Annotated in this window: 19 protein-coding genes, 1 other RNA gene and 2 pseudogenes; 17 read left to right on the forward strand and 5 right to left on the reverse strand. The window is 49.9% G+C overall.

What is annotated here, in order from left to right; genetic code table 11:
• Positions 1–21 precede the first annotated feature (21 nt).
• The 10 genes from ACMGF7_RS13150 to ACMGF7_RS13195 all read left to right on the forward strand — a co-directional run bounded on the left by ACMGF7_RS13150 (position 22) and on the right by ACMGF7_RS13195 (position 9,343).
• On the forward strand, positions 22–672 hold the full coding sequence (locus ACMGF7_RS13150) for a fimbrial protein (RefSeq protein WP_197800419.1): 651 nt from the start codon (positions 22–24) through the stop codon (positions 670–672).
• 13 nt (positions 673–685) lie between these two features.
• Positions 686–1,189: a fimbrial protein gene (locus ACMGF7_RS13155; protein WP_197800417.1), complete on the forward strand. Its 504-nt coding sequence runs from the start codon at positions 686–688 to the stop codon at positions 1,187–1,189.
• 11 nt (positions 1,190–1,200) lie between these two features.
• Positions 1,201–1,692, forward strand: a complete 492-nt coding sequence (locus ACMGF7_RS13160) for a fimbrial protein (RefSeq protein ID WP_197800414.1) — start codon at positions 1,201–1,203, stop codon at positions 1,690–1,692.
• 10 nt (positions 1,693–1,702) lie between these two features.
• Positions 1,703–2,242 carry a fimbrial protein gene (locus tag ACMGF7_RS13165; protein ID WP_197800412.1) on the forward strand — a complete coding sequence of 180 codons (540 nt, stop codon included), beginning with the start codon at positions 1,703–1,705 and terminating at the stop codon, positions 2,240–2,242.
• A gap of 18 nt (positions 2,243–2,260) precedes the next feature.
• Positions 2,261–3,073, forward strand: a complete 813-nt coding sequence (locus tag ACMGF7_RS13170) for a hypothetical protein (protein WP_420286464.1) — start codon at positions 2,261–2,263, stop codon at positions 3,071–3,073.
• A 289-nt stretch (positions 3,074–3,362) separates the two neighbouring features.
• Positions 3,363–3,881 carry a hypothetical protein gene (locus ACMGF7_RS13175; protein WP_420286465.1) on the forward strand — a complete coding sequence of 173 codons (519 nt, stop codon included), beginning with the start codon at positions 3,363–3,365 and terminating at the stop codon, positions 3,879–3,881.
• 91 nt (positions 3,882–3,972) lie between these two features.
• Complete coding sequence (locus tag ACMGF7_RS13180) at positions 3,973–4,545, forward strand: response regulator transcription factor (RefSeq protein WP_273875302.1); 573 nt, start codon at positions 3,973–3,975, stop codon at positions 4,543–4,545.
• A 907-nt stretch (positions 4,546–5,452) separates the two neighbouring features.
• A complete protein-coding gene (locus ACMGF7_RS13185; RefSeq protein ID WP_273875301.1) occupies positions 5,453–6,259 on the forward strand; it encodes a PapG chaperone-binding domain-containing protein in 807 nt (268 codons plus the stop codon).
• Positions 6,260–7,193: 934 nt separating this feature from the next.
• Positions 7,194–7,610: a DUF2946 domain-containing protein gene (locus tag ACMGF7_RS13190; protein WP_420286466.1), complete on the forward strand. Its 417-nt coding sequence runs from the start codon at positions 7,194–7,196 to the stop codon at positions 7,608–7,610.
• Between the two features lie 119 nt (positions 7,611–7,729).
• Positions 7,730–9,343 carry a DUF2534 family protein gene (locus ACMGF7_RS13195; protein ID WP_420286467.1) on the forward strand — a complete coding sequence of 538 codons (1,614 nt, stop codon included), beginning with the start codon at positions 7,730–7,732 and terminating at the stop codon, positions 9,341–9,343.
• 55 nt (positions 9,344–9,398) lie between these two features.
• On the opposite strand, the gene ACMGF7_RS13200 is transcribed toward ACMGF7_RS13195, so the two are convergent.
• Positions 9,399–10,334 (reverse strand): LysR family transcriptional regulator, encoded by a 936-nt coding sequence (locus ACMGF7_RS13200; protein ID WP_420286468.1) that lies wholly within the window; start codon positions 10,332–10,334, stop codon positions 9,399–9,401.
• Positions 10,335–10,469: 135 nt separating this feature from the next.
• Between ACMGF7_RS13200 and ACMGF7_RS13205 the strand changes: the two genes are divergently transcribed.
• From ACMGF7_RS13205 to ACMGF7_RS13215, 3 genes are read left to right on the forward strand one after another with little or no spacing between them, the layout of a single operon-like run.
• The gene (locus ACMGF7_RS13205) at positions 10,470–11,123 is read left to right on the forward strand and encodes a DUF3313 domain-containing protein (RefSeq protein ID WP_420286469.1); all 654 of its coding nucleotides are present in this window, start codon (positions 10,470–10,472) and stop codon (positions 11,121–11,123) included.
• Between the two features lie 38 nt (positions 11,124–11,161).
• Complete coding sequence (locus tag ACMGF7_RS13210; RefSeq protein ID WP_273875294.1) at positions 11,162–11,506, forward strand: DUF3302 domain-containing protein; 345 nt, start codon at positions 11,162–11,164, stop codon at positions 11,504–11,506.
• Between the two features lie 9 nt (positions 11,507–11,515).
• Positions 11,516–12,652, forward strand: coding sequence for an HlyD family secretion protein (locus ACMGF7_RS13215; protein WP_033651593.1), 1,137 nt, complete (start codon positions 11,516–11,518; stop codon positions 12,650–12,652).
• 684 nt (positions 12,653–13,336) lie between these two features.
• Here ACMGF7_RS13215 and ACMGF7_RS13220 read toward each other — a convergent pair.
• Positions 13,337–14,032 carry a DUF4238 domain-containing protein gene (locus tag ACMGF7_RS13220; protein ID WP_420286470.1) on the reverse strand — a complete coding sequence of 232 codons (696 nt, stop codon included), beginning with the start codon at positions 14,030–14,032 and terminating at the stop codon, positions 13,337–13,339.
• Between the two features lie 209 nt (positions 14,033–14,241).
• Here ACMGF7_RS13220 and ACMGF7_RS13225 point away from each other — a divergent pair.
• Together ACMGF7_RS13225 and ACMGF7_RS13230 are read left to right on the forward strand one after the other, a co-directional pair.
• Positions 14,242–14,487 (forward strand): annotated as a pseudogene (locus ACMGF7_RS13225) (ogr/Delta-like zinc finger family protein).
• Positions 14,488–15,060: 573 nt separating this feature from the next.
• Positions 15,061–16,800: an ATP-dependent nuclease gene (locus ACMGF7_RS13230; protein WP_420286471.1), complete on the forward strand. Its 1,740-nt coding sequence runs from the start codon at positions 15,061–15,063 to the stop codon at positions 16,798–16,800.
• Positions 16,801–17,003: 203 nt separating this feature from the next.
• Here the strand turns inward: ACMGF7_RS13230 and ACMGF7_RS13235 are convergent.
• From ACMGF7_RS13235 to smpB, 3 genes and pseudogenes are all read right to left on the reverse strand, one after another.
• A pseudogene (locus ACMGF7_RS13235) lies at positions 17,004–18,190 on the reverse strand (integrase domain-containing protein).
• 188 nt (positions 18,191–18,378) lie between these two features.
• Positions 18,379–18,742, reverse strand: a transfer-messenger RNA (tmRNA) gene (gene ssrA / locus ACMGF7_RS13240).
• Positions 18,743–18,791: 49 nt separating this feature from the next.
• Positions 18,792–19,274, reverse strand: coding sequence for an SsrA-binding protein SmpB (smpB, locus tag ACMGF7_RS13245; RefSeq protein WP_004929094.1), 483 nt, complete (start codon positions 19,272–19,274; stop codon positions 18,792–18,794).
• A gap of 161 nt (positions 19,275–19,435) precedes the next feature.
• On the opposite strand from smpB, the gene ACMGF7_RS13250 reads away from it, so the two are divergent.
• Together ACMGF7_RS13250 and ACMGF7_RS13255 are read left to right on the forward strand one after the other, a co-directional pair.
• Positions 19,436–19,870 (forward strand): type II toxin-antitoxin system RatA family toxin, encoded by a 435-nt coding sequence (locus tag ACMGF7_RS13250; RefSeq protein ID WP_004929096.1) that lies wholly within the window; start codon positions 19,436–19,438, stop codon positions 19,868–19,870.
• Positions 19,863–20,147 (forward strand): RnfH family protein, encoded by a 285-nt coding sequence (locus tag ACMGF7_RS13255; protein ID WP_004929098.1) that lies wholly within the window; start codon positions 19,863–19,865, stop codon positions 20,145–20,147. Before ACMGF7_RS13250 ends, ACMGF7_RS13255 begins: the two co-directional genes overlap by 8 nt.
• Positions 20,148–20,198 lie beyond the last annotated feature (51 nt).

A 20,198-nucleotide genomic window follows, 5' to 3' on the forward strand; every position in this document is an offset into this window, starting at 1 on the left:
TAAAAGTAGACAGGAGGATAAATGGCAAAGGAGCTGATGGCGGAACGCGCTTACTGGATAAGCGAGCTGCGATATTACGCCGTGCTGGCGGCGCTGGCCTTGATGGCGCCATTGAGCCTGACCGCGCTGCTGTGGCTGCTGCCACCGGCGCAGGCGGCGGATAACTGGCAGGTAGAGGGTGCCAACGGCGTGCTGTATGTGCAGGGCGCGCTGACCGAGAGCGCCTGTCGGCTGGAGATGGATAGTGTGCGCCAGGACATCGCGTTGGGTGAAGTCGGCACCGGGCGCTTGAAGCAGACAGGCGATCGCGGCACGCCGGTGAGCTTTGAGCTGCGGCTGGCGGACTGCCTGCGCAGCCCGGCGGCCAATCGCGATCCGCGCACCGGCGGGTTGGTCTGGGCCAATGGCCAGCCGGCGGTGACGGTGAGTTTCCGGGCGCCGCGGGATGCGAATAATCCGCAGCTGGTTCAGGCGCGCGGCGTATCCGGTCTGGGGCTGAGGCTAAAGGATGCCCACGGGCGCGATGTGCGGCTGGGCGACAGAGGTGCGCCGCTGCTGTTAACGCCGGGGCGGAACAGCCTGAGCTACACCATCACGCCGGAGCGCACGGCGGCCGGTTTGCTGGCGGGCAGCTACCGGGCGGTGATGGACTTTTATCTGAGCTATGACTGAGGCGGGGCTGAACATGGATGAAACGATAACGAGAGTAAGGAACCGACAGCGAATCGGCTGCCTGAGCGCATTGTTGATTACCGTGCCGCTGATGCTACAGGCGGCGACCACGGTGACCGTAAAAGTTACGGTGGTGGCGCCGCCGCCCTGTGTGATTAACGGCGATCGGCCGATCGAGGTGAATTTTGGCGAAGTCATGACCACTCGGGTAGACGGCAACAATTATCGGACGGCGGTGGGTTACACCCTGTCCTGCAACGGCCAAAGTAAAAATGCCATGAAGTTGCAGGTGCAAGGCACCGGTGCGGCCTTTGACTCGACGGCATTGAAAACCAATAAAACAGCGCTGGGCATTCAATTGCAGCAAGGCAGCAGCAAGCTGGCGCTCAACAGCTGGCTGAATTTCACCTACCCGAACAAGCCTGAGCTGTGGGCGGTACCGGTAAAACAGAGCGGTACTACGCTCAGCGGCGGTGAATTTACGGCGGGCGCCACGCTGAAGGTGGCTTACCAGTAAGGGAACGAAAAATGAATATAACGATGCGTGCCCTGTTGTTGATAGGCGGTCTGATAGGGCCGCTGAGTACCGCGTTAGCGGCGGAGAATATGACTTTCCGCGGCACACTGCTCGCGCCGCCGCCGTGCCGCATTAATGACGGCAACCAGGTTGAGGTGGACTTCGGTCAGCGCGTCGGCATTAACAAGGTCGACGGCGTGAACTACCGCCAGGTGCTGAACTACCAAATTACCTGCGACAGAGCGACCAACGGCAATTGGGCGCTAACCCTAAGTCTGAGGGGCGACGTCAGCGGTTTCGATAAACAGGCGTTGGCGACCAACAAAAGCGATTTGGGCATCCGCATATACCGGAACGATGAGCCTTTCACACCGGGCAGCACGTTGAACATCACCTTGGATAACCCACCGCAGCTGGAAGCGGTGCCGGTACAAAAACAAGGTGTCACGCTGAGCGAGGGGGCGTTCGAGGCTTGGGCAACGTTGCAAGCCGATTATCAATAAGGAGCGAGGGATGAACAAGGCGATCGGCCGATGGCTGGCGGTGGCCGCGCTGCTGCCAGCGCTGATGATGGGCGGCAACGCGGCGGCGGCCAACAACCTGCGCCTGCATGGCGCGCTGGTGGCGGAGCCGTGCGTGATCCCGCCGGGAAATGAGGAGATCGAACTGGATTTCAGCACCATCATTGACAAATACCTGTATCTCAATACGCGTACGCCGGGCCAGAAGTTTGAAATTCGTTTGGCCGAATGCGATATCAGTCTGGGGAAATCGGTATCGGTGACGTTGTCAGGAACAGAAAGTTTGGCATTGCCCGGTTTATTGGCCGTCAGCGCAGGTAGCCTGGCCACGGGAATAGCGATAGGGCTGGAAACTCCGGCAGGGAAAGCGGTGCCGATGAATAAAACCGGCGACAAATACAGCTTGCAAAAAGGCGGAAATATTATCGAGTTGCGGGCCTATGTTCGCGCTGAGCCTCTGGCTATCGAAAAAAAAGCGATCGGGTACGGAGCATTTGGTGCCGTGGCCACGTTTAGTTTGGCATATGAATAATATTACAGGTGGCATAAAATGAAAGTCTTTTCGCTTTTTTTTGTACCCGTTTTTTATTCTTCGGTGGCGTTTTCTGCTGCCTATGAACTAAAGGTTGTGGCGACGCCTGGGTACGCTGATATGGTGAGCGTAGAGTCATGGGATATTAATGATACACGTAGAAATCCCATGAATATTTGGTCCGGTCCGATAAATCCGGGGGTTAAAGATGATGATATTTACTTAACGTATACCTATATTGGCCCCGGTAGTGATTTTCTGGATATTAAAGCGTTTACTGTTCCAGGGGCCAGAGACGCAAAAACCATGGGGGAGCTAGGTAAGTTATTTATTAAGCATGGGTTTCTCGGAAAGAGATTCGATGGCCAAAGAAATGCTGGGGTAATTGGCAAAGCTTGTTGGCGTCTGGGGTATCTTAATAGCACTTGGGGTTCTGGAAGGGCATACTCCTTGGATATTGCTTGCACTTATGCCGAGTATCCGCCAACCGTATGCCGGATCGACCAGCCTGCCTTGGAGATAAACCATGGCACATTGACCCCCCGGGAGGTAAACGGCAACTCGGCCTATACTGATTTTTATGTTACGTGTTCTTCCGCGATGTTTGTTTATGTCATTTCACCTACACAAATAAACTCGGTTATTTTGTCTCCGGCCAGCGGATTGCGCAGTGATATCACTATCAATGATAGAAAGTTGGGGGATGGCGTCGGGATTTCCGCGTCGACATCACCGACCCGGTTGAGGATTACCTCAACATTAAACGGAGTTACCTCCCAACTTGAAGGGGAGTTCTCTGGGAGTTTCATTATTATTATTGCACCCGCGTAAAAATAAGTTTAACTCATAGGGGAGAGTATGGTTAAGTTTCTTTATGGATTTCTCGTGATTTTTTTTATCATAGGGAAAGCTAATGCGTGGCCAGATGCCAATTTTGAGCTCGAATGGGGCAAGTTATCGGGAGAAAACTATAGTTTTAAAATGGTTTCCATATCCAGTAGTAGTAGTCGTGAGGTGAATTGTAGTGTTATTACTCATTGCTTGATTCTTACCGGGGGGGCTTGATAATTGGGTTTATGATGTTAAAGGCGTTTATGGGAAATTTACATTGGAAAAGTTTATGTCGGAGGTTAATAAGCAAATGCCAATCACCGGTATAATTAAAGGTTATAAACCAGGGGATTGCATTACTATGGGGATTCACAGTATGGAGTGGGGGAACACCAATCTTGCTTCAACTTGTGGGGGCGGGATTACGCCCCCACCGGCTCCTACCCCGCCAAAGGTTATTTGCTCTCTGTCAGGGGACGTGACCCTGGACCATGGTACCTTGGCGGCAGACGTGATTAGCGGCAATAGTGTGAGTAATTATAGTATGCTGTCCTGCACCGGAGCTGCGACGGTAAGCGTTAAAGTCACAGACGGAAACGGTAGCGATATGCTGAAATTGATTGCCGATGGTAGTTTGAAATCAAAATTAAAAATTAGCGGTAAAGATGGAGTAACAGGTGTAAATATTTCTGTTCCTGGTTCAAGTACCTTCGTACCACTTGTCTTTTCTTCGGAGTTATCAACGAGTGGAGCAATCAGCTCAGGCAGCTTTAGTGCCTCGGCGGTGGCAACGGTAGATGTAATTTAGTGACAGGTGATTAAATTTTTTATCTTTTATCCTCGATGCTATAGCTATGGTTTTTACAGCCGTCTTATTATGGATGGGATTGGAGGTGAGTGTGGTTAATATTAGCCTTTTGGTGAAGGACTTTTATTTCATGCGAGGTTTGAGGTTTTTTTTATCTGACTACTTTATGGCGTTGGGAAAAGAATCTGTTTTTGTTAGGGAAGAACAATTAAATAATGCTGATGTCATACTTTATGAATCTAGCAATAGAATGTCTCATTTTGTAGGAAAAACCTTACTCTCCTCTTCTAAAGATATTATTGTTTTATCTTTTTGTAGGGACTGGAATAGTTCTTCTACGTGGAGGTTGTCACCGTTTCAACAGACGGTAACTAAAAAAGTTAGTCAGCAAGAGTTGCGTTTCTATCTGGATACCTTATGGCATAAGCGGGAACTTTCTATCCGTAAAACTCAAAAGCTATCACTGGAAAATGAACTGACCCACCGTCAGCAACAAATCATGCGCCTGCTGGCCAAAGGTCTCACGCCCGCGGAAATTTCAATGCGGCTGAATATCAGCATTAAAACCATCAGCTCGCACCGGGGCGCGGTCATGAAGAAGTTCGGTTTTAACCGCAAAATTGAACTCTATAACTGGCTGATTTTGCGTGGCAATGATATCTAATTAAAAAGTGACGCAGGTAATGCTGTTGTTGAATATTGTTTTTCCTGAGTTTGTTTTCATTCTGTTTGCATTATAAATCATGAACAAGAGAAATTCAGAGATACTTACCTGGAGGAAAAGCGAGTGGACAAAACTGGGAGAGGTACTTTCAGAGCGTCAATCAGTAAAAAGAATTCTTGGAGCATGCCTGGTAGTTACTGTTTGCTGTTGAACGGCAGCGAACAAACTGAGTCTGCACGATATCTTGGTAGCTGAATAGTGTATTCTCTCTGGGGATGAGAAAATCGCATTGGATTTCGGTACTGTCATCGACAACCATCCGTACCCCAATATCCTTACGCCGGGGGCATAATTTTTAAACTAGTCTAGCCGAATGCAATGTCATCCAGGGTAAACTACAGCGATGACCTTATTGGGAACAGAAAGTGCGGTATGGCCCGAGCTTCTGGCGATAAATGTAGGCAGATAGGTGAATGGGATGACTATTTTTTTGTAAGCCAGGAAGGAAAATAACTGCAATAAATTAACCTGTGAGAAATGTAATCTGCAAAATGGCAGCAGTCTGATAGCGCTGTTAGCTTATGTGCAGAGTGAACTGCAGGAGTTAATAAATCAGGTTGTTATGTTTTTTTCTTAGCGCAATGGTTATTTTTGAATTGAAATTTACATTGACGGTTTGAATAGGTGTAGATGTTGTTTCGCTCTTATGGCCATTTAATGAAGCGCTTTTGTTCGATATTGGAGCTTAAATATAACTTTGTGAGATTTTTGTTAGATCTATAGTTGTGGAAGGGACTGCTTTATGCTGTTCTCCTTTTGTATTCGTGGGGGGGGGCTATGCAGAGGGCGCTTTGTTGAATATTTTAGTTTGTGGTGATATGTGTTAACTATCTGTCGGGTGACAATTTTGGCTTTTTTGATGCTCCCTATGCATGTGAATGGGGCTATATATAGTTACATCTCTAGATCTGAATATTCATCTAGCCTTTCAGTTTATCACTATACCGTTGAATCATGGGAGGATGAAACTTCACAGGCTAACCCCTGTTTTGGGGGGAGTGGGTGTACTCTCTGGATCGCTCATAGACATGATGAGTCAGGGAATCCAGGTACGACTTATAATGCAAAATTAGACTCCAATACTGCTCCTGAAATGACAAAAGTTCGGACTGTTGGTGAACTCGGTCAGATATACAAACGGTATTGGTCTCTCCCATTATCGGGAACGCTTGAGCATACTGGTTCTAAGGTACCAAATGAATGTGTAGGAATTTTTTACAGAGTGGCCGTTCCTCCCGTAGGGTTGGCTTATGCTCAACTTTTACCTGGAAGTATTTGTGGCGTTGCCCCCCCTCCTGCTGGCGTTTGTGGGTTTACTGATTTAAGCGATATCGTGCTTGACCATGGCACTATCAATCTTGATGAATCGAGTTCTTCACGTGTGGAAAAAAGTATTGAGGTCCAGTGTAGTGTGGCAAGCAATCTCAAACTTGTTATAGCAACAGGGGAGCAAGGTAAGTTGGTACTGTCAGGAGGTGAGGGGGCAGGATTTTATAGTTCGCTGACCCTTGATGGTATGTATGCCAATGATGGGGTTGTGCTTTCAAATGTAGGTCCCGCTGGACGAAGAGTAACGCTTGTTTCAAATTTGCATGCTGGAACAGGTTCGGGAGTATTCACTGGTAGTGCCGTAATGATACTTGCAATCCCATAATATTTTTGCAAGCAATATCTAAATATAGACTTTGAAGCTCTAAAGGTTTTGTAGTAGTGATTTTATTCATGCTAGAGGGTTGTTTTGTTAATTTATAAATAAATGGGGTATGTATGCCTGCTTGCTCACTATAGTTATTAATGTGTTATATTGAGCTGTTTCTTCAAGGGGATAAAAACGTCGTTGTTGTTGATAAGAATATAGTTGATATTTCTGTTGTGATGATTCCCGATTGCGGATAGTGGCATGAATGTTTCACGGTCGTTAGTGAATACCCCCTCTTTCCCATTAACTTAAAAGGGGAAGATATATTTTTTTGCTGACTGAAATTTTTCATCTGTTTTTCAAAAAATATTCATGACCACATTTGGGTACACTATGTTATGAGAGGGCGTGAATAGGTGATGACCTAAGTTGTCTGAGATTGGTTTAACCAGTAGATAGCGGAAAATCAGGCGCATGTTGGTAAAAGGTGCCACACCAGCAGCAATCTAGATGCAATTGAATGCCAGCATCAAAACCGTCGGCTTACATAGTTGGTCCGTGATGCAGAAATTTTTTTAACCGAAAATTGAAAGCTATCACTGGCTGATTTTGGGTGGTAATGAAATTTGAAGGGTTGTTATAATATAAGGAATGTTGATGTTTTTATTATTTTTGGCGTTATTGCTGTTGTTGCTGAGTTTGTTTTCATTCTATATGCATTATAAAACGGTTAATAAAAAGAGGCTCAATATAAACACCCAGGGCATGATTGGGAGGGCAGCAAGAAAGAAGCTTCGGCCGGCAATCCGTCGTCTTGTCGAGAGTTTGTAGCGGATACCAAATCGTTAGCTGCATATACCACACAAATCTCGCTTTTCATTCAACTCACCGTTCATTGAGGTTACACTGGCCGCTTGTTCGCCACCGACCGGGTTAATTCACCGCCGCGATGAGAGTGCCACGCCAGCTACAGCAACGCTTTGCCGCCTGCATCGCCATTATGGCGGTGCTGTTGCTGTTTGTGGCGCCGGTGGTGTCGAAATCGCTGATGCACCATCAGATGATGAGCGGCATGGCGCAGCCGGCAGCTACCATGCAGCATGAGATGCACGGAATGGCGATGCCCGCCGCCGAGCATGCCGGCCACCACGGCATGGATCCGGCGGAGGTGATTTTCTGCGGCTATTGTGAGCTGCTGATCCATGTACCGCTGCTGCTGTGGGCATTCGTCCCGCTGCTGTGGCTGATGACGCGCATCGCACGCCTGCCTTGCGCGCCGCGCATCGTTTCTCCGCCCATTCGGCGCCTTGCCCTGCGGCCGAGCCCGCGCGGGCCGCCCGGCCAGCCGTTTTTCCCTATTGCTTGATCATGGGTAACGCCGTCCGTATCGCTGCGGACGGTTTGCCTGCGCGCACAGTTTGAAAAACGAGAAAGGCCATGTCTTCAATAACCAAAACTCCACCTGCCGCATCGCCGCGAGGCGCGATGCTGAACCTGATCAGACGGCTGCATTTTTATATCGGCCTGCTGGTTGCCCCTTTTATTCTGGTCGCCGCACTGACCGGCACGCTGTATGTGCTGACCCCGCAGCTTGAAGAGGCGCTGTATCGCGATGCGCTTTTTACCGAACCGCACGGACAGGCGAGATCGCTGGCCGACCAAATCGCCGCCGCCCGCCGCGTGGCGGGTGCCGAGACGCGCATTTACGCCGTGCGCCCGGCGCCCGGCGCGACGGATACCACGCGCGTACAGTTCGCGAGTGCCGATCTGGGCGCTTCCGAGTCGCGCGCGCTGTTTGTCGATACTTACACCCTGGCGATCAAGGGCGACATGACGGTGTACGGCACCTCCGGCGTACTGCCGCTGCGCACCTGGCTGGATAAGCTGCACAGCAGCCTGCTGCTCGGAGATATGGGCCGCAATTACAGTGAGCTGGCGGCATCCTGGCTGTGGGTGGCCGCGCTGGGCGGCGTGGCGCTGTGGCTGGCGACGCGGCCGAAGCGCAAGCTGAAAAGGGCAAAAGGGGGCTTTGCCGCCAGCCGCCATCGGCATATCACGCTGGGCGTGGCATTGCTGGCCGGGCTGCTGTTCTTTTCGGCCACCGGGCTGACCTGGTCGCAATGGGCCGGCGGCAACATCGACGCGCTGCGGGCCAACCTGGGCTGGCTCACGCCGCAGGTCAACGCCAGCCTGCAGGCCGATGCGCCGCAGACGCCGGCCGATCCGCACGCCGAGCACCGCGGTATGATGCCGGGCATGAAGATGAACCCTGCCGCACAGGCCAATGCGCTGAATGGCGACTGGGATCGGGCGCTGCGCGCCGCGCGCGCCGCCGGGATCGATGCCGCCAAGATAGAGCTGCGCCAGCCGAAGGGCGAGGGCAAAGCCTGGACGGTGACCGAAGTGGATCGCAGCTGGCCGACGCAGGTGGACGCGGTCGCCATCGCGCCGCAAAGCTTCGCCGTCGTCGACCAGGTGCGGTTCGGCACCTTCCCGCTCATCGCCAAGCTGACCCGCTGGGGCATCGACGCCCACATGGGCATTCTGTTCGGCTTGCCGAATCAGCTGCTGCTGGCGGCGTTTGGCCTTGGGCTGTGCCTGACGATCGTGCTGGGTTACCGCATGTGGTGGCTGCGCCGCCCGGCGGCGGGTGCGCAGCATCCGGTGCAGACGCTGGTCGCCGCCTGGCTGGCGCTTGCCCTGCCGGCGCGCGCCGTCACGCTGCTGGTGGCAGCGGCGCTGGGTTATTGTCTGCCGGTGATGGGCGTGAGCCTCGCGGCGTTGCTGCTGGTGGACGTATGGCGCTGGCGCGGCCAGCGGCAAGGCCTTCGGGACGAAACGCCGGAAGCGGCCGCCCGCCGCGCCGAGGTGCGCAAGTTCCGCGCGGCGGTGGCGACGGTCGCGGTGGCGGTCGGCTGCGTGATGGGCCGGGCGATCCTCGGCGGCACCGTCGAGCAGTTTCAGCTGCCGATCGGCGACTGGAGCGCCCAGATGGTGATTATGCAGAGCCTGATGGTGCTGCTGTATACGCTGGTATTCACCCTGCTGCTTTCCATTCCGCTGTGGTATTTCTTCCTGGGGGAAAAAGAGGGGCGGTGAGGTATTTTACGCTGATGTGATGCGTTACACCCCGCTGCGGCGGGGTTTTTCTTGGCTATATCAGCCGGTGTGCGTGCAGTTTGACGCTTTCCATGATGCTGTCCATCGTCACCTGCACCCGGTGCGGCAACACGCCGCGCCGGCGGTAGATCAGGTAGGCCTGCATATCGATGCCGCGCTCGCGCGCCAGGCAGGGCAGCAGCGTGCCGGCATCGAGCTCGGCGGCGACGGAATAATACGGGGCGTAGACGATGCCCAGGCCCTGTTTGGCCAGCTCGATCGCCGGCAGAATGTTATCGCAGACGCTGGCGCCGTTGATCTCGACCTGCACCAACTCCCCCTGCGCACTGTAGCCGCTCCAGGTATTGCGAATGCCGCCCAGCATGCGCAAGGTAATGCAGCGATGCTGCGACAGTTCATCCAGCTCATTCAGCGGCGAGCGGGCGATGTAATCCGGCGCGGCGAACAGCCCGACGCGAAAACGGGTAAAGGGCCTGGCAATCAGGCTTTCGTTTTGCGGCTGGAAAAAGCTGATCAGCAAATCGCAGTCGCTGTCGAATACTGCGCCATATTTTTTCTCGTGTTCGTCGGGGTTGCGGGTTACCAGATCGACAGTCAGCGCCGGCGCAGCGTGCAGCAGCGGCGGCAGCAAATAGCTGGCCAGGAAAGCGTGGATGCCGATCGGCGCGCCGAGCGTGACCATGCCGTTCAGGCTGCGCTTATAGGTGCCGGCCATATCGAGCAGATCGCTATGCTCGTTCAGCAACTGCGAGGCGCGCCGCAAGAATTGTTCGCCGAACTCGGTCAGCGCCAGCGCACGCGGGCCGCGCAGGAACAGCTCCAGTCCGAGCCGCCGCTCCAGCGCGGTGAGGGCGCGCGACACGTTGGATTGCGGCATATCCAACAGCTGCGCCGCTTTGCTGACGCTCGCCGTTTCGGCGATGACGTGGACGATCCTCAGTTCTTCTATGCGGAAGTCTTTCTGTTTCACAGGCCGGCTCGTATGAGTTTGTATATCAAAAATGATATACACCTTTGGCGGCATTGTCATATGACTTATCACGGGTGGGTGGGTATCATTCGATTTGATTATTTGCTATCCACAAAAATAAAGAGAAATCCGTCAATGAAAGTGACAAGAACGGTGATTTTACCTGCGCTGTTATTACTGGCAGCGTGCTCTTCCTCCGTGACCGAAAAAGAAAAATACTCGACCTTTCTGACCAATTATAACGATATCAATAAAGGTCAATCCGCGTCCGGCAAAGACGTTTTATATTGGAAGGATCAGAGCATCGATTTTTCCCGTTATCAATATTTGGTTTATCAGCCGATGATCTATTTCCCGCGGCCGAAACCGAGCGAAATGGTCAGCCAGCGCGCGCTCGACAATATCCTGAATTACACCAACCAGCAGTTTAAGCAGGCGATGGGCACCCACTTTACGCTGGTGGACATGCCGCGGGAGCATACGCTGATTTTCCGCGGCGCCATCACGGCGATCGACACGCAGAAGAAAGGGCTGCAGGTCTATGAAGTCTTGCCAATCACGCTGCTGATCGCCGCGACGCAAAGCGTAACCGGGCACCGTACCATGGAGAGCGCGGTCTATATGGAAGGCGAGTTTATCGATGCCGCGACCAATCAGCCGGTGATTAAAGTGGTGCGTAAGGCTTCGGGAGAAAATCTTAATAATGAGAAAGCACAGCTGAAAGTCACCGACGTGAAAAACGCCATCGATACCATCGCCAACGACATCAGACAATATAACACGCTATAGAGATTATTTATTTCCATTATTCTCAACCAGGACTTTACATGTTTCTAAACTATTTTGCTTTAGGCGTACTGATCGCGGTATTCCTGATTCTATTCTACGGCGTCATTATTATTCATGACATTCCCTATTTACTGGCGAAAAAGCGCCAGCATCCGCATCAGGATGCGATTCACGTCGCCGGTTGGGTCAGCCTGTTTACGCTGCACGCCATTTGGCCGCTGCTGTGGATCTGGGCGACGCTCTATCGGCCGGAACGCGGCTGGGGCATGAGTGAAAGGCCGGAATCCTCAACGGATCTGCAGGCGCGCATCGCACTGCTCGAAGTGGAATTACAACGCCTGCAGGAAAAGCCGACGGCGGTTCCCGGCTCCACGGTAAGTTGAGCGTAGCCTATGGATTTGCTCATTATTCTCAGCTACGTGGCGCTGAGCTACGGCGTATTTAAACTGTTCCGCATTCCGGTCAACAAATGGACCGTGCCGACTGCGGTGCTTGGCGGAATATTTATCGTCGGCGCCTTGATTCTGACGATGAACTACAACCATCCGTACAGCGATCGGGCGCAGAAAATTGCCGTGTCGGTGCCGATGGTGCCGCAGGTCTCGGGCATGATCGTTGAGGTGACGGAGAAAACCAACGTGCTGCTGCGCAAAGGCGAGGTGCTGTTCCGGCTCGACGACAGCCGCTACCGCGCGCGGCTCACCAAGCTGGAAGCGGATCTGGCCGGGGCGGAGGCGGAGATCAGAACGCGCCGGGCGGCGCTTAGCGAGTCTGCCGCCAACGTGCAGCGGGCGAACGTGGAGTTTGAGCGCGCCCGTAAAGATTACCAGCGCTACGCGAAAGGGGCGGCCATGCCGGTCAATCCGTTTTCGGAGCAGGACGTCAGCCATGCGCAGCAGCAGTATCAGGCGCAATCCGCCGCGCTGCAGGCGGCGAAAGCCCAGTTCCAACAGGAACAGGCGCGGTTGTCCGGGCGCTATGACGGCGAAGACGCCACGATAGCCAGCCTGAAATCGCAAATAGCCGAAGCGCGTTACAACCTGGAACAAACGGTGGTGCGTGCGCCGAGCGATGGCTATGTCACGCAGGTGCTGGCGCGGCCGGGCACGGCGGCGGTTCGCCTGCCGTTCAAACCGGTGATGATCTTTATCCCGCAGCAAAAGCGCCAGGTGGTGGCGGTGTTCCGCCAGAACGCCATCCTGCGTTTGGCGCAGGGGGATCAGGCTGAAGTGGTGTTCAACGGCTTGCCGGGACAGGTTTATGGCGGCACCGTGAGCCGGGTGTTGCCGGCGATACCGGACGGCAGCTACCAGGCCAGCGGCGCACTGCAGGGCCTGAGCGCCACGCCGGGCCGGGAAGGGGTGTACGTAATGATCGATCTGGCAGCCAACCCGGATCTGGATCATCTGCCCGACGGCGTGAGCGCCCAGGCGGCGGTCTATACCGGGCACTTCGAGCACGTCTCCGTGATGCGCAAAGTGCTGCTGCGCATGACCAGCTGGCTGCATTACCTTTATTTGGATCACTAGCCTGCATCGGCCCGGGGGAGCTCGGGCCGTTGGGTTGGCCCCTGAATACGACAAAAAAAAGCCCGCAACCCTAGGTGGGATACGGGCTTTCCGTACTTTCCCGGACGTATTCGGAACATAATGTGGTGGAGTTGATTTTTAATTAATACATTTTGTTTTGTTGGTTTTTTATGCGGTGCGAAAATAGCGAGGTTGAAAATAAGTTTGAATTGGGGCATTTAACGCTACCCCCCTAGTTATAATGTGTTTCAATATCAGTATTGAAATTTTTATTGAAAATAAATTAATTATCTTCTTGTTGGGATTTTATAAAAGGGATCTCTTGAAAAAGGGATGTCGTAAGGAGATCTCACATAACCTACACCTGTATCATTAGTATATGCAAACCCTTTATTTCTCCACGATATTTGGGTTGGCCATTCAGAAGGGGCGACTTGGACGGGTTGATAGTGTATTAGTGTGTTTTCCTTTCGCTCTAGGACTTCATTTTTAGAGACCGTTTTATATCGGGTATGATTTCCATCTGATCCATCAAAAATAGCGTAGTTGAATTTGTGTTTCACTATAGGTCTTATGGGTTTTATTTTTTGATGCAATGCATATACATTTTCTTGGTCGTTAGGGGTGCTTAAATAAATATTTTTTCGGCAGTTAATTATCTGGAATGAATTAAAGGAGTCAATATCATTTTTGTTTTTTTATTTTCACCCATCCGCGAGATTCATTCATGCTGTAAACATTAGAGTCATAGGCCACCATCATAACATGGGGTGTCACTGGTAAGAGTAATAAGGTTCCTGCAGATGCAAGGCCAAATGATTGGAATTTTGCACGTTCATCATGGAAATACCAGCGGTTTGTGAGTATTGCAGGATCATCTGAAGTATAAAATACTTTTGGTGTTTTGTTTTTTAATAAGCATACTTTTAAATCATATATATGATAGCGCGTGTCGAGAAATGATTTCATTGATTGATTCACTGCATCTTTAATCTGGAATTTATAGTCGTCTATACCTGCAACTTCAATAATACCTTCTGACATTTCAACCAATCTTTTTGAAGCAGCTTCAGTCCTCATGTGCTGAAGTAGCCAGAAATCTAGCAAAAAATTCTTGTCGGTATTATTTAATGTATATCCAGGGGAGACTATTTTTTTAACTAGGTTGGCATATTCGCTCTCAAATGGTTGCAATGCTTTCTCTATTTTTAAGTCATCCCCATAGAAATAGTCTCGGGAACATTGGTTTTTTATGGGAGCTTGGTGAATTAACTTGTTGCTATCAAGATTATAAAGACATATTGAAGATGTTGAAGGAATGCTTGAGAAGCGTTTTAAATAGCATTGTGGTACATAGTGTTGGTTTTTATTTGCTGCCATTGCTAATCCAAAATAATAAAAATGAGTAATGACATTTTATACATATCAAAAAATATATCAATAAGCATGAGGGCTAACTTCCGCTATCTCTTAGGACTACATAGGATGACCGATGGAGAATTTTGGGCTGAAAGAAGTCCAATACGCCGGATACAAGTGGCAAAATAATTAGGGGAAACGCCATCTCATGTAAGAAAAGAGGCCAAATCATGCTGTGTTGCCCGCTGTGCACCTATCCTTCTTATATACCCTCACCAGTCGCTATATCACAGAGCGGACAAAAGAAGCATATTACCAATGTCAGAGCCTGCACATTCAAGACGGTGGAAAGCGTCGATAAAATCCTGTGCCAGCCGATACAGGCGCAACCAGTCGATGAGAACGCCTTGCCACCGCCAGATAAACGGACGTTGAACCGCTATCGCCGCTACAACAGCAATCCTACCCTGGACTAATCACACTCCGCCCCGCTGCTCTCGACAGCACCGCAGGGCATTTGTCTTTCGCCTCGCCCAAAACAGCCTTTTTCCTGGCTAGCCAGCCACAAATTGCGCGTGCATGCATAGGGGGCATGATTTTTCATGCAAGAAAATGCACTTTTTATCCCGTGCCGCACCAGTACTGGCGCGGCCTGTGGCCGTTCATGCAACTGCATGAAAAGCGACACATGAAGCGCGCAGGCGAGGCGGGGGAAGTATTGCGCGCAGTGGCCTATACGGATGACCTCTGTTTATTAAGTGATCAGACTTATTATTTCTGACCTAACTTGGGGAAATCAGCCTTTTTTAAGCGGTTATGAAATTTTGATATAGGCAAAGACAAGTGAGGGGTAGTCTATACTATGAAATTGACCTCGATGTTTGCGTATGAAGGTTTACTATGTATTGGCGTCACTGCATGTACAGTGAAATCTCTGTCTGGTTCACATAAATGACATTGGATTATGTTGAACTATTATAAATGGTATTAATATGGCGTTGAGTTGAAGTACTTGGCTACTAACAGAGTTGTCATTATAAGAGGGTTGTATGAAAATATCTTTCTTTGGTGTAAATAATTTTAGAGCTATTTCTGGCGGCATCGAAAATAACAAGATAATTTTTAAAGATACTAATACCTTGTTCATTTATGGCGCTAACAATGCTGGGAAATCAACTTTCCTAAAAGCGTATATGTTTTTTTATGGTAATGAAAAGCCTAGCATTGATGATTTCTTTAAACGTGATGATAAAAATTCTATTGAATTTGAGTTGGAAGTTCAGCTCGATGTCCTAGACAAGGAAAGAATAGAGAGTAAAGCACCAAAGCAAAAGGAAAGTTATAAGAAATACTTGAAGGATGATCAAATAAGAATAAAGAAGGTGTGGAGTAAGACTGGTGGTAAAATAGAAGATAAAAACTATACATTTAATTACGCTAGTGATGCGTATGAAGATGTTGGGTATGCGACAATCGGTCTCCATACTGTTTTTCAATCATGTTTGCCGAAACCTGTTTTTATTAAAGCCATGCCTACGGAGGAAGAGGCGAAAAAAATTCTAAATGAGATTTTAAAAATGATGGCCGAGAGTACTCTCAAGTCATCAGATCTTGCGGAGCTGAAAGCTGCTCAGGATAAAATAAAACAATTGCAAGACAAAATGTATGACCCAGACTTGATTGAAACTTATCAAGCTTCTGTGAATGGATATTTCAATAAAATATTTGGTGACACCTCAATTTTATTTAAAGACCAGAAGGATAGAGTTGTTTGGACTGAAAACAAACTGGGAAGGGATTTTGAAATTGAGTTTATGAAGATAAATGGGGAAGGAAAGTTTGATGGGGACATACCTTCCAACTACAACAGTGTAGGTCATGGAACGATCAGGACTGCAATATTTACCTTGCTATTAATGAGAGATGTGGCAGAGAGATTCGAAAGGAAACATGGGAGAAAAGACTATATGGTTTTATTTGAAGAGCCAGAATTATTCCTTTACCCTCGCATGGTAAAAGAGTTACGTGAGTTAATATATCAGGTGAGTGTTGAGGATCTCCCATACCAGGTGCTTTGTGCATCCCATTCATCGTCAATGATAGATCTTTCTAAACCGAAGTCATCAATAATACGATTGATTAATAATGTCAAGGGAACTAAAACCTATCAGATAAATGATCAGTTTTTGAAAGATGCTAAAGGGATTGACACAAATGAACAATTAAGGCAAGAAATGTATGAAGTCCTAAGGTTCAACCCTTACATATGTGAGGCATTCTATGCAGACGAGGTTCTTCTAATTGAAGGTCCAACGGAAGAGATAATTTCCAGGGCTTACTTCCAAGAATTCCCATCAAGCAAAACGATATTCATATTAAATTGTGGTACAGTTAATAACATTCCGTTTTATCAAAAAATATTCTCTAGATTTAATATAAAATATCATGTTATATGTGACACAGATAAGGCAAATATCATGGGCTTTGATGACTATGGCAATCCATTTTTTGACACTGGGATACAAAAGTCCATTTCTGACCAATATGAGTTAGATAAAGAGAGAAAGGACGGGGATTTAGGTTTATTTAGGGTGCACGATATTACCTTTGAGCCTGCACATCAAAAATCAGTTATTCCAGAGTGTTTGCGATTTAGTGACGGTAAAGATAGAAGTAAACCATTTAATGCCAATTTATATTGGAAGAATGTACTAAAACCAAATATTGACCATCCTGAAATTGATAAAGTGCCTATCATCAGATATCTAAGAGAGATTATTGAGCATTAAAAACATTGGCTGAGTGGAAAGCACTCAGCTATTTTTATTGCCAACTGAAAACCACATCCTGTGGGCGTGGTCATCAACCGGTTTTGGCTCTGCCTTATTGTCTTTGGATTTAAATATCATAGATCTGGCAGATACTTCTTTTTAAGGGTTTTGGTACGCCCTTCTAGGGCGTAATCAATGCCGCCTTCATAGAAGGCGGATTTTTACTTTCGCACAAAATCTCCCCACCAGGCCATTAGTTCTTTTCTAGTTTCTAGATATGTTGAGCGATTATATGCGCGGCGAACTTCGTTATTATCACTGTGAGACAGTGCTGCTTCAATCGCATCTGGATTAAACCCCTCCTCATTCAGAGCTGTACTCGCGATAGAACGTAGCCCATGAGCAACTAGCTTACCACCATACCCAATACGCTTTAGTGCTGCATTTGCTGTCTGGCTATTCATGGCTTTCTTCGGATCGTTTCTGCTCGGAAAAACATATTCTCGATGAGCACTGATAGGCTTCATTACCTCTAAAATATCTAATGCCTGAGGTGACAAAGGAACAATGTGCTCTCGCTTTGCCTTCATCCGTTCGGCTGGAATCGTCCAAAGCCTTGAGTCGAGGTCGATCTCTTCCCATCGGGCGTCGGAAGCTTCAGAAGGGCGTGCTAGGGTTAAGAGCTGCCATTCAATCAGGCAACGAGTCGAAACAGACAGATTCGACATTATCAGCGAACGCATCAGTTTTGGTAGCTCTTCCGGTCGCAGTGTGGGCATCTTTTGCTTTTTAGGTTTTTCAAAGGCCATACTGATCCCCGATGCCGGGTTTGCATCAATCAGACCTGTATTGACCGCAAATATCAGAATTTCGTTGATGCGCTGTATCAAGCGGCGAACGGTCTCCAACGCACCGCGCGCTTTAATGGGTTCCAATGCTTCAATCAGCGTTCGCGCCTTAATTTCCTGAACTGGGATGCCTCCGATGCTTGGAAGAATATCTTTATCCAAAGAACGCCAGATATCTTTCGCATAATCCTCGGTTACGCTTGTTCGCTTAACGGCAAACCAATTGGCCGTGACGGTTGAGAAAATGCTGTCAAAGCAATTTGTTGCTGTTCTGCCGCTTGCTCGGCCTCAGTATGCGGATCAACGCCCTTAGCCAGCATAGAAAGGTAATCTGCACGAATTGCTCGAGCGTCGGCAAGTGACAGGGCTGGGTAGGGGCCTAGTCCCATCATGGTACGCTGTTTCGTTGCTGGTCGCTGATAACGGAAGCGCCATTGCTTTTTGCCATTAGCTTTTACTAGAAGAAAGAGCCCGTCTCCGTCATGCAGGGTGAGGTCTTTCTCGAGTGTTCTGGTTTTTTGTACTTCAGTGTTAGTGAGGGGGCGTGTAGTCCCCGCCATGTAAGGGATCTTCCGTTTATTGGTATACGTAATTGGCATACATTTTAGCGTATACCTACCGTATACCAATAATCACCGGATTTAGCCGGATGCGCTCGGATGATTACGGATACAAAAAAGCCCGCAACCGAAGTTGTGGGCTTTTTCGCTATTATCGCCGGGTCTATCTGGTTCACTGGCGACGTATTTGGTGGAGCTGGCGGGAGTTGAACCCGCGTCCGAAATTACTACACCGTCGGCACTACATGCTTAGTCCAATCTTTACATTCGCCGGCCAGCTGCGGATGGACACGCTACTGACAGACTAGCCTGATTGAGTTTAACGCTTCAGCCCCAGGCAGGACGTCCACGCGATCTCTTTTGGGTTTGACCTCTCTTGATCCCCGTCCTAAGAGCGGAGGCTAGGGAGAGAGGGCTCTAAGCAGGGTATTAAGCTGCTAAAGCGTAGTTTTCGTCGTTTGCGACTATTTTTTTGCGGCTTTTTACGAGGCCAACCGCCCCTCGGCATGCTCCTAGGGCTTCGCAAATCCCGTCGAATCCAGAATCAGCCCCAAGTAACTTTGTGCAGTATACCAGAAGTTTACCTCGATAAGCCAGCGGCTTAACGATTGGCGTGCTTCATGATACGGGCTTTCGCCGTCTGCCATTCGCGATCTTTGATGTCATCGCGTTTGTCGTGCTCTTTCTTGCCTTTGGCTACGCCGATCTTGATCTTGCTCCAGGCATTTTTCCAATACAGGGACAAGGCCACCACGGTGTAACCCTCGCGGTTGACGCGGCCGAGCAGGGTGTCCAGCTCGCGTCGGTTCAGCAGCAGTTTACGGGTACGCGTCGGATCGCACACCACATGCGACGAAGCCACGTTGAGCGGGGTGATGGTGGCGCCAAACAGGTAGGCTTCACCGTCACGGAACGTCACGTAGCTGTCGCTGAGGTTGGCTTTGCCTGCACGCAGCGATTTAACTTCCCACCCTTGCAGCGACAGGCCCGCCTCGAACTCTTCTTCAATGAAGTATTCGAAACGTGCGCGCTTGTTTTGGGCAATGGTGGCGGAACCGGGTTTGTGTGCTTTTTTCTTTGTCATAGTGCGTTCATTATACTGGATGCTTCAGCGAAAGAAATCCTTTCCCGTTCAGCACCTGCGCAATTTTTCGCATTTTTGGTTCCCTCATCCCTTAGCAGATTTTTTGTTTGCCGCCAGATAAATGGTATTATCTGTACGTTTTATGTCTTACAGGAAATGATATGCCCCAGATCAGTCGGTCTGCATTAGTGCCGTTCAGCGCCGAGCAGATGTATCAGTTGGTTAACGATGTTCATTCTTATCCCGATTTTCTGCCAGGCTGCACCGGCAGCCGGGTGCTTAACGCTACCTCCAACGAGATGACCGCCGCGGTGGACGTCGCCAAGGCCGGTATCAGCAAGACCTTCACCACGCGCAATACGCTGCTGGATAACCAGAGCATCAATATGCAGCTGGTTGATGGCCCGTTCCGCAAGCTGATGGGCGGCTGGCAGTTCACGCCGCTGAGCGAAGAGGCCTGCAAGGTGGAGCTGCACCTGGACTTCGAGTTCACCAACAAACTGATTGAGCTGGCGTTCGGCAAGGTGTTCAAAGAGCTGGCGGGCAGCATGGTGCAGGCATTCACCCAGCGGGCGAAAGAGGTCTACAGTGTCTGACATCCAGGTCGAGGTGGTGTACGCCTTGCCGGAGCGGCAGTACCTGCGCAAGGTGAAGCTGGCCGAGGGCAGCAGCGTCGAGCAGGCGATCCAGGCTTCGGGCCTGCTGGAGCTGCGCCAGGATATCGATCTCAAGAGCAACAAAATCGGCATCTACAGCCGCCCGGCCAAGCTGGGCGATACGCTGAACGACGGCGACCGGGTGGAGATCTACCGGCCCTTGATAGCCGATCCGAAAGAGCTGCGCCGGCAACGGGCAGAAAAGGCAAAAAAATAAGGCGCTTATAGCGCCTTATTTTTTTATCTGAAGCTGACTTTTTCTTCCGCG

The organism is Serratia sp. BNK-17, assembly GCF_048684935.1.
Taxonomy (GTDB): Bacteria; Pseudomonadota; Gammaproteobacteria; order Enterobacterales; family Enterobacteriaceae; genus Serratia; species Serratia nematodiphila.